An 8407-nucleotide genomic window follows, 5' to 3' on the forward strand; every position below is an offset into this window, starting at 1 on the left:
CGACCGGGGGGGGGTGGGTCGACAGGGCCTCTCAACCCGTTCCGGCCGTCGGGGGGAGTCGGCCGGAACGGGGGCTCTGGGTGATGCGACACCGCTCGGTGCGTTGCACACGGTGAGCGCCTCAGCTCCACAATATTGCTCTAAGTGAACAGTATCAAGTGGCTGGACGGACCGGTGTCGCAGGACTTTGCCGAGCAAGGTCCTTTGTGCGGAAGGCTTCACCAGGAACTGCAGGGAAGCCTTTGATCATGTGTTGATCGGTACTGCGGTCACTGCTGGTACTACGGCGTGTGATCAGGCGGTGCGGGCGCGGTTGCGGGCGGCACGACGCTTCATCGCGCGACGCTCGTCCTCGCTCATGCCGCCCCAGACGCCGGCGTCCTGGCCGGTCTCAAGAGCCCACTGCAGACACTGCTCCATGACCGGACAGCGGCGGCACACGGCCTTGGCTTCCTCGATCTGCAGCAGAGCAGGACCGGTGTTCCCGATCGGGAAGAACAGCTCCGGGTCCTCTTCGCGGCAGACAGCGCGGTGGCGCCAGTCCATGGTCGTCCAACTCCTCCTGCCGACGGGGGTGGCCCTGATCGGCATAATCGATGGCTTGTGAATGTGAACGCTTTCACGAATCCCGCAACAGCAAAAGAGACCAAAGGCCCGCCGGGCCCGGGTGGTCTGTGCTGGGGAGGGATTCGGCGATTCGAGGGACGCCCCGCGGTCGGCCTCCGTCAGGTGCTGAGGTTGCCGTCGCTGCGATGTGTCCCGATCGCCATGTAGAGGTTCGCAAACCTCGGGCTCGGATACAACCCCCTTCGGGGAGGAATTTTTGATTCTTCGGTGTCGCCTAGCTCACAGCCAGTACTTCTATGGAGTGAAGGGGGCTTGTGCGTTCGAGAAGAAGGGCGAACCCCACTTCCGGTCACACAATCACACGCAGTGCCCGCCGTACGCCTGTGAAACTGACGCGACTCCTGTCTCCAAGATGGTCCCCGTCGACCTGAAACGGCACTGGTTCCTCTGAAACCAAGGTGAAGTGTCTGACGTCGTGATAGGAGACGACGTGCTTCCCGGAGGGCCCGGCCGACGGGGCGCCGTCGCTCGAAGGCGCGTACGACCGCAGGATCTGACGGACCGTTCGAGCAGTACCGAACGCGGTCATCCGGGTGATGCCGAAGACGTCGAGATCCGTGTCGAAGGAGGCGAGCGGCGAGGGGTAGACCGGGCGGTTGCCCAGGAACGTCCACGGCGACGTGTTGCTGACTATCGCCAGCACCAGGCCCGGAACGGCCTCGTGGCCCGGCAGGCGAAGGGCCACCGGGCCGGAACGGCGCTGCTCACGCTGGGTGATGTAGTGCCGGACCGCCTGGCCGATGTAGAGGGCGTGGGTGGACTTGCGCCCGGCCCTGCGCTGCTCCTCGACCCGGCCGACCACCCCGGCGTCGAAGCCGAGGCCGGCGGTGAAGGTGAACCAGCGGTCCGGCAGTCCGCCGGTCATCGCCTTGCCCAGGCCGATCGGGCGCTCGCGCCCGTGCTCCAGCGCGTTCAGCAGCGCCCCGGTGGCCTCCACCGGATCGTTGGGCAGGCCCAGCGCGCGGGCGAACACGTTGGTCGAACCGCCCGGCACCACGGCCAGTCGCGGGACCTTCTCGCCCGGGCCGTGCGACAGCAGCCCGTTCACCACCTCGTTGACGGTTCCGTCGCCGCCCAGTGCCACCACCAGGTCGACCGTGCCGTCCTCCGCGGCCTCGCGGGCCAGGTCGCGCGCGTGGCCGCGGTAGGCGGTCTCCGCCACCTCCAGCTTGAGGTCGCTGCGCAGGGCGTGGATCAGTACGTCCCTGGTGCGGCCACTGGTGGTGGTGGCCTTTTGGTTCACGACCAGGAGAGCGCGCATGGGGAAAGCCTACGGGTCGGTACGGACCAACCGGCGGCTACCCTGCTGGAGTGACCGCAGAATCCTCCGCCCCCGTACCCCCGGCGTCCGCGCCCGCGGCCGGCCGGGCCCGCCCGGTCGCCCTGACCGCCGGTGCCGCCATCACCGCCCTGGAGGGCGCCGCGCTGGCCGTCGTCGGCGTCTCGGACATGGTGTCCGCGCTGTCCGGCCAGGCCAAGCAGCTCGCCCTGAACGAGTTCGGCGGCGCGGTCATCGTGCTGCTCGGCGTGCTGCCGGTGCTGGCGGCCCTGGCCCTGCTCAAGGGGCGCCGCTGGGGCCGCAGTCCGGCGGTGCTGACCAACTCGATCTGCCTGCCGGTCGCCTACTACATGGTGAAGAGCGGCGGCGCGATGATCGGCGTCGGCGTGCTGGTCGGCCTGCTCGGGCTCGCGGGCATCGTCGCGCTGCTGAGCCCGAAGACGACGGCGGTCCTGTACGCCGAGCACGAGGGCTGAGCGCGCAGGACCGCCGGACGGCCGGCCGCTCGCCGAGCGGCCGGCCGTTCTACTCCTCGACCAGGAGCTTCTCCCGGAGCTGGGCCAGCGTGCGGGCCAGCAGCCGGGACACGTGCATCTGGGAGATCCCCACCTCGGCGGCGATCTGCGACTGGGTCATGTTGCGGAAGAACCGCAGCACCAGGATCTTCTGTTCCCTGGGCGGCAGTTGGGCGAGCAGCGGCTTGAGCGACTCGCGGTACTCGACGCCCTCCAGGGCCTCGTCGGTGGCGCCCAGGGTGTCCGCCACGGCCGGCGACTCGTCGTCGCTGTCCGGGACGTCCAGCGACAGCGTGGAGTACGCGTTGGCGGACTCCAGGCCCTCCAGGACGTCCTCCTCCGAGATGCCCAGGTGCTCGGCCAGTTCGTGCACCGTGGGGGAGCGGCCGTGCCGCTGGGAGAGCTCGCTGGTCGCCGTGGTGAGCGACAGCCGCAGCTCCTGGAGCCGGCGCGGTACCCGGACCGCCCAGCCCTTGTCGCGGAAGTGGCGCTTGATCTCGCCGACGATGGTCGGCGTCGCGTAGGTCGAGAACTCGACCCCGCGCTCGTGGTCGAAGCGGTCCACCGACTTGATCAGCCCGATGGTGGCGACCTGGGTCAGGTCGTCCAGCGGCTCGCCGCGGTTGCGGAAGCGCCGGGCCAGGTGTTCGACCAGCGGGATGTGCATGCGCACCAGCTGGTTGCGCAGCTCGACGCGCTCCGGGGAGCCCTCGGGCAGCGCGGACAGCCGCACGAACAGCGCCCGGGCGGCCTCCCGGTCGGGCGCCCCGGTGCGGTGCGAGCCCTGGGCGGGCACGGCGCCGTGCAGGTCCGCGGCCCCGTCCGCCGCCGGCTCGGGCGGGGTCGGGGAGGCGGGCGTCGGCTCAGACGTCGGCTCGGTCGGCTGGCTCATCCGGTGGGCGTCCTTCGGGTGCGCTTCGTCGTTGGCGGCGAGGCCGGGAACGCTCGCCTGGGTCGGTACGGCAGGGCCCGCCGTCGCGAGGCCGGTACGGTCCAGATCACTCACGGCCATTCCCCCGTTCCGTTCCGGGAGCACCGGGGCCGTCGGCCCCGGATTCGTCTCTGTGGTCGTACCGCGTGGTGGGCGGTACCGGGCGCCGCCGGGCCGGCCCCGGGTAGGGGTGCCGGCCGACGGCCCTTGCGCGCGGTGCTGCCGGCGGCGCTGCCGGCGAGGCCGGCTAGTGGGCGGCGGAACCGCCGCGCTTCTTGTGCAGGCTGATCGAGACGGTCTTGTCCTCGCCCACCGAGGAGTCCACCTCGCCGGCCAGGGCGGAGAGGACCGTCCAGGCGAAGGTGTCCCGCTCGGGTGCCTTGCCGTCGGTGGTCGGTGCGGCGACGGTCACCTTGAGCGAGTCGCCGACCAGGCGGAACTCGCAGGAGAGGACGGAACCGGGCACCGCCTGCTGGAGCAGGATGGCGCAGGCCTCGTCCACCGCGATCCGCAGGTCCTCGATCTCGTCCAGCGTGAAGTCGAGCCGGGCGGCCAGCCCGGCCGTCGCGGTGCGCAACACGGAGAGGTAGGCCCCCGCCGCGGGCAGCCGGACCTCCACGAAGTCCTGAACTCCGAGATCGCTGTCGATCTGGGACACCCTTGCCTCCTGGGTGACGCGCTGTGCTTGCTTGGTACCTCTGGTGGTACCCCTGTTCGCACCCCGTTTGTACCCCCTCCGGGGGGTCTGCCGCGATACCGGTGCGAGAGTTACTCATGGTAAGGCATCGCGACGCAGGGTGGCAGGGGTTCGGGGCAGCTGATCAGCGCATTCTCAGCGCTTTCTCAGCGGCTCCCGGCGGCGGTGAGGGCGTCGCCGGTGAGCCGGTACACGGTCCACTCGTCCATCGCCACCGCGCCGAGCGCCTTGTAGAAGTCGATCGAGGGCTCGTTCCAGTCGAGCACCGACCACTCCACCCGCGAGTAGCCGCGCTCCACCGCGATCCGGGCCAGCTCCAGCAGCAGCGCCTTGCCGTGGCCGCCGCCGCGGGACTCCGGGCGGACGTACAGGTCCTCCAGGTAGATCCCGTGGGTGCCGCGCCACGTGGAGAAGTTGAGGAACCAGACCGCGAAGCCCACCGGTTCGCCGGTGGCGTCGTCCTCGGCGATCAGGCCGAACAGCGCCGGTGCGGGGCCGAACAGCGCGTCGTGCAGCTGTTCGTCGGTGGCCACCGCCTCGTGCGGGGCCTTCTCGTACTCCGCCAGTTCGCGGATCATGGCGCGGATGACGGGGACGTCGGTGGGGAGGGCGGTGCGGATCATGCGGCCGAGCCTACTGGCCGGGACCGGTCTCGTCCCAGGCCTGGACGGAGGTCTGGTCGACGATCCGTCCGTCCCGCAGGTCGGCCATGGAGGTCATCAGGACCCGCACGCCGTCGGGGTAGCGGCAGGACTCCATGAAGGCGACGTGGTCGCCCTGGACGACCACCTGTTCCAGCGTGTGGGTCATCTCGCGCCCGTAGACGTCGCTCAGCATGGCCCCGATCTCGTCCCGCCCGTGCATCACCAGGGGGTGGCTGGGCTGGGTCCGGTGGTCGACGACGCGCAGTTCCGCGTCCTCGGCGTACAGCGTGAGCAGGATCCCGGCGTCGCTGCGTTCGATGCCCTCGCGCAGGGCGCGGGGGTCGAAGGCCGTCGGCGCCGCCATGGCGGTCATGATGTCGCTCCTCCGGTCGGGGTCCGTCGGTTCGTACTCCGAGCGTACGCCCGGCCGGAGGGGCCGGGGCGGGGCCGGTCAGCCGCCCTGCCCGCCGCGCAGGTACGCGGCGAGCGCGGTGATCGCGGCCGGGTTGCGCGGGCTCTCGACGAGGTCGGCGTAGTCCAGGACGAAGATCCGGTCGTTCCTGATCGCGGAGACCCCGGCCAGCGGCGGGAAGGACTTCAGGAACGCCCGCTTGGCGTCCGCGCCGGTGTCGCCGTAGTTGTTGATGACGATCACCTCGGGGTCGCGCCGGACGACGCTCTCCCACCCGGTGGTGATCCAGGAGTCGGCGACGTCGCCCATCACGTTGCGCCCGCCGGCCTTCGTGATGATCTCGTCGGCCGCGGCGAACTTCCCGGCGGTGTACGGCTTGTCCTGCCCGCTGTCGTACAGGAAGACGGACGGCCGGCGCTCGGGCTGCGGGACGGCGGCGACCTGCGCCTTGAAGTCGGCGATCAGCTTGTCGGACCGGTCCTTGACGTCGAAGATCTCGCCGAGGTTGGCCAGGTCGGTGTAGAGCGCGTCCAGCGGGTCCATCACACCGCGCTCGGTGCCCTTGCCGCTGCGGCAGGACTCGGTGAGCACGTACGAGCCGACGCCGACGGCCTTGAGCGCCTCCGGGGTGAAGCCGCGGCCCTCGTCGTAGCCGTAGTGCCAGCCGGCCAGGACGAGGTCGGCCTTGGCATCGAGCACGATCTCCTTGGTGATCTGCGCCTTGGAGAGCCACGCGGTCCGCTGGTAGCCGTCCTTCCAGGCCACCTGGTCGATCCGGCCCTTGTCGTCGGGCATCACGTAGCCGGCCATCCGGTCGGCGAGGCCGAGGGAGAGCATCAGCTCGGTGATGCCGACGTCGTAGGTGACCGTGCGGGCGGGCTTCTGCGGGAAGGTGAGCTTCGTGCCGCAGTTGTCGACGGTCACCGGGTAGTGGGCGGACGCGTCGGTGGCCCCGCCGCCCGGGGCGATCTCGGCGCCGCAGGCGGTGAGTCCCAGGGCGAGCAGGGCGGTGACGGCAACGGCCTTGGTGCGCAAGGGGGTTCCTCGGGGTCGATGAAAGGGGTGACGGTCGGTCAGAGCCGGTCGAAGAGCAGGTGGACGGCCCCGGTCCCCGGGTGCCGCACGGGGGTGGCCCGGACGCCGAACACCTCGGCCAGCAAGCCGGGTTCGAGCACCTCGGCGGGCGGCCCGGAGTCGACGATCCGCCCGGCCCGCAGGACGTACAGCAGGTCGCAGTGCCCGGCCGCCAGGTTGAGGTCGTGCAGCGCGGTGAGCACCGTCGGCCCGGCCGCGCGGACGAGCGCCAGGACCTCCAGCCGGTGCCCGATGTCGAGGTGGTTGGTGGGCTCGTCCAGCACCAGCAGGCGCGGCTCCTGGACGAGTGCGCGGGCGATCAGCACGCGCTGCTTCTCGCCGCCCGACAGGCCCAGGAAGCCGCGCTCGGCGAGGTGCCCGGCGCCGACCCGGCGCAGCGCCTCCGCGCAGCGCCCGAGGTCGCCGTCCGACGGTCCGCCGAAGCCCCGCCGGTGCGGCAGCCGGCCCATGGCGACCACCTCGGCCACCGTGAAGTCGAACTCGGCGGAGTGCTCCTGCGGCAGCGCGGCCACCCGTCGGGCGGCCTCGCGCGGGGCGAGCGCGTGCAGGTCGTCGCCGCCCACCAGGACGGCCCCGGCGGCGGGCCGCAGGGCCCGGTAGACGCAGCGCAGCAGCGTCGACTTCCCGCTGCCGTTGGGCCCGACGAGCCCCACCACCTGTCCGGCGGAGGCCTTCAGGGCGATGTCGTGGACGAGCCGGGTGCCGGCCAGCTCCACCGAGACGGAGTCGAGGGCGAGGTCCATCAGCGGCCTCCGAGCGCGTGGCCGCGACGGCGCATCAGCAGCAGGAAACAGGGCACCCCGAGCACCGCGGTGACCACCCCGACGGGCAGTTCGGCCGGGGCGAGCAGGGTGCGCGAGACGATGTCCACCCAGACCAGCAGCAGCGCCCCGGCGAGCGGCGCGACCAGCAGCACCCGGCGGTGCCCGGCGCCGACCAGCATCCGCGCGAGGTGCGGGACCATCAGCCCGACGAAGCCGATCGCCCCGCTGACGGCGACGACCGTGCCGGTGACGGCGGCGGTCACCACGAACAGCTCGCGGCGCAGCCGGTCGGGGTCGACGCCGAGCGAGGCGGCGGTCTCGTCGCCCATGGCCAGCGCGTCCAGCCGCCCCGCGGCGCAAGCGAGGTGGGCGAGTCCGGCCAGCACGGTGGCGGCGGCGATCGGCACCGAGCCCCAGGTCGCGCCGCCGAGGCTGCCGAGCAGCCACATCATGGCGTCGCGGGCGGCCTCGCCGCGGGCGGCGGCGAAGACCATGAGCGCCGTCAGCGCGGAGAAGCCGTACGAGAGGGCGGTGCCGGTGAGCACGAGGCGCAGTGGGGTGAGTCCGAAGGCGGTGCGCGCGGCCAGGTACACCAGCACCATGGCGATCAGCGCGGAGCCGAACGCGGAGGCGGAGATCGCCCACACGCCGAGCGAGGCGAAGGCGCCGAGCAGCAGGACGGCGTTGGCGCCGACGGCGGCGCCGGAGGAGACGCCGAGGACGAACGGGTCGGCGAGGGCGTTGCGCACGAGGGCCTGCACGGCGACCCCGGTGGCGGCGAGCCCGGCGCCGACCACGGCGGCCAGGACGGTGCGCGGCAGCCGGATCTCCCAGACGATCGCGTACGCGGCGGCCTCCTCGGCCTCCAGCCGACCGCCCGTCAGTCCGGCGCCGAGCAGCCGCAGGACGCGCGTCCAGCCGAGTCCGGCGGAGCCGAGGGCCACGCCGCACACGAGGGAGAGCAGCAGGGCGGTGGCCAGGCCGACGGCGAGGGGCACGGCGGGTATGCGGCGGGAGTCCGGTGGCCTTCTCACGATCTGTTCGGGCGCCTTGCCTCGGGCCGTGGGTGTGCCGGGGCCGGCGCCGGCCGGGTGCGGGCCCGGGCGCCATCCCCTCGCAGTCCTCGGCGAGTTGTCGGGAGTTCAGCGGCCGGGGGCGATCGGGCTGGCACGGCCCCGGGGGCGTGCTCACCGTTGCGGGTCAGCGCCGGATTCACACCGGACTTCTCCCTCGGACGCCTTGGCAGCATAACAGCCAATACGGCAATGCAGTCCTTACAGGTATGTGTACGGAGATGAACGGACGTGAACGCACGGCCCGGACGCGCGAAAGCCCCCGCCCGGTGGTCGGCGGGCTCTAGCGATCCCCGCAACACCCTGAGTTCAGGGAGTTGCGGGGATCGTGGATTTTGAGGGCTTGAAGGCGAGGTTCTTCGAGGCGTTG

General features: G+C 71.7%; 10 protein-coding genes and 1 riboswitch. Of the genes, 1 reads left to right on the forward strand and 9 read right to left on the reverse strand.

All coding sequences use genetic code 11. The features are described from left to right. Positions 1-294: 294 nt before the first annotated feature. Together ACFVU9_RS26770 and ACFVU9_RS26775 are read right to left on the reverse strand one after the other, a co-directional pair. Entirely contained in the window at positions 295-546 is a 252-nt protein-coding gene (locus tag ACFVU9_RS26770) for a WhiB family transcriptional regulator (protein WP_014138019.1), read from the reverse strand. A gap of 370 nt (positions 547-916) precedes the next feature. Further along, positions 917-1888: a diacylglycerol/lipid kinase family protein gene (locus ACFVU9_RS26775; RefSeq protein WP_380438542.1), complete on the reverse strand. Its 972-nt coding sequence runs from the start codon at positions 1886-1888 to the stop codon at positions 917-919. 50 nt (positions 1889-1938) lie between these two features. Here ACFVU9_RS26775 and ACFVU9_RS26780 point away from each other — a divergent pair, with 50 nt between their 5' ends. Beyond that, positions 1939-2382: a hypothetical protein gene (locus tag ACFVU9_RS26780; RefSeq protein ID WP_380438544.1), complete on the forward strand. Its 444-nt coding sequence runs from the start codon at positions 1939-1941 to the stop codon at positions 2380-2382. Between the two features lie 49 nt (positions 2383-2431). Here the strand turns inward: ACFVU9_RS26780 and ACFVU9_RS26785 are convergent, their stop codons facing one another. From ACFVU9_RS26785 to ACFVU9_RS26815, 7 genes are all read right to left on the reverse strand, one after another. Beyond that, positions 2432-3433, reverse strand: a complete 1002-nt coding sequence (locus ACFVU9_RS26785) for an RNA polymerase sigma factor SigF (RefSeq protein WP_380496541.1) — start codon at positions 3431-3433, stop codon at positions 2432-2434. A gap of 166 nt (positions 3434-3599) precedes the next feature. Then, on the reverse strand, positions 3600-4010 hold the full coding sequence (locus tag ACFVU9_RS26790) for an anti-sigma regulatory factor (RefSeq protein ID WP_380438548.1): 411 nt from the start codon (positions 4008-4010) through the stop codon (positions 3600-3602). Between the two features lie 185 nt (positions 4011-4195). Next, on the reverse strand, positions 4196-4672 hold the full coding sequence (locus ACFVU9_RS26795; RefSeq protein ID WP_380505128.1) for a GNAT family N-acetyltransferase: 477 nt from the start codon (positions 4670-4672) through the stop codon (positions 4196-4198). A gap of 10 nt (positions 4673-4682) precedes the next feature. Next, positions 4683-5066, reverse strand: coding sequence for a nuclear transport factor 2 family protein (locus ACFVU9_RS26800; protein ID WP_380438552.1), 384 nt, complete (start codon positions 5064-5066; stop codon positions 4683-4685). Positions 5067-5144: 78 nt separating this feature from the next. Next, positions 5145-6140, reverse strand: coding sequence for an ABC transporter substrate-binding protein (locus ACFVU9_RS26805; RefSeq protein WP_387597540.1), 996 nt, complete (start codon positions 6138-6140; stop codon positions 5145-5147). A gap of 38 nt (positions 6141-6178) precedes the next feature. Further along, positions 6179-6943, reverse strand: a complete 765-nt coding sequence (locus tag ACFVU9_RS26810; RefSeq protein ID WP_387597543.1) for an ABC transporter ATP-binding protein — start codon at positions 6941-6943, stop codon at positions 6179-6181. Beyond that, a complete protein-coding gene (locus ACFVU9_RS26815; RefSeq protein WP_387597547.1) occupies positions 6943-8001 on the reverse strand; it encodes a FecCD family ABC transporter permease in 1059 nt (352 codons plus the stop codon). The genes ACFVU9_RS26810 and ACFVU9_RS26815 overlap by 1 nt, the downstream gene beginning before the upstream one ends. Before the next feature lie 95 nt (positions 8002-8096). Then, positions 8097-8235: riboswitch (cobalamin riboswitch) on the reverse strand. Between the last annotated feature and the right edge of the window lie 172 nt (positions 8236-8407).

The organism is Kitasatospora sp. NPDC057936 (genome assembly GCF_042887525.1).
In the GTDB taxonomy this organism is placed as follows: Bacteria; Actinomycetota; Actinomycetes; order Streptomycetales; family Streptomycetaceae; genus Kitasatospora.

What these genes read in the sequence shown, in the direction of transcription:
- ACFVU9_RS26795 (WP_380505128.1), bottom strand. Translation starts at nt 4,672, where the DNA reads ATGATCCGCACCGCCCTCCCCACCGACGTCCCCGTCATCCGCGCCATG.
- ACFVU9_RS26810 (WP_387597543.1), bottom strand. Translation starts at nt 6,943, where the DNA reads ATGGACCTCGCCCTCGACTCCGTCTCGGTGGAGCTGGCCGGCACCCGG.
- ACFVU9_RS26775 (WP_380438542.1), bottom strand. Translation starts at nt 1,888, where the DNA reads ATGCGCGCTCTCCTGGTCGTGAACCAAAAGGCCACCACCACCAGTGGC.
- ACFVU9_RS26785 (WP_380496541.1), bottom strand. Translation starts at nt 3,433, where the DNA reads ATGGCCGTGAGTGATCTGGACCGTACCGGCCTCGCGACGGCGGGCCCT.
- ACFVU9_RS26770 (WP_014138019.1), bottom strand. Translation starts at nt 546, where the DNA reads ATGGACTGGCGCCACCGCGCTGTCTGCCGCGAAGAGGACCCGGAGCTG.
- ACFVU9_RS26800 (WP_380438552.1), bottom strand. Translation starts at nt 5,066, where the DNA reads ATGACCGCCATGGCGGCGCCGACGGCCTTCGACCCCCGCGCCCTGCGC.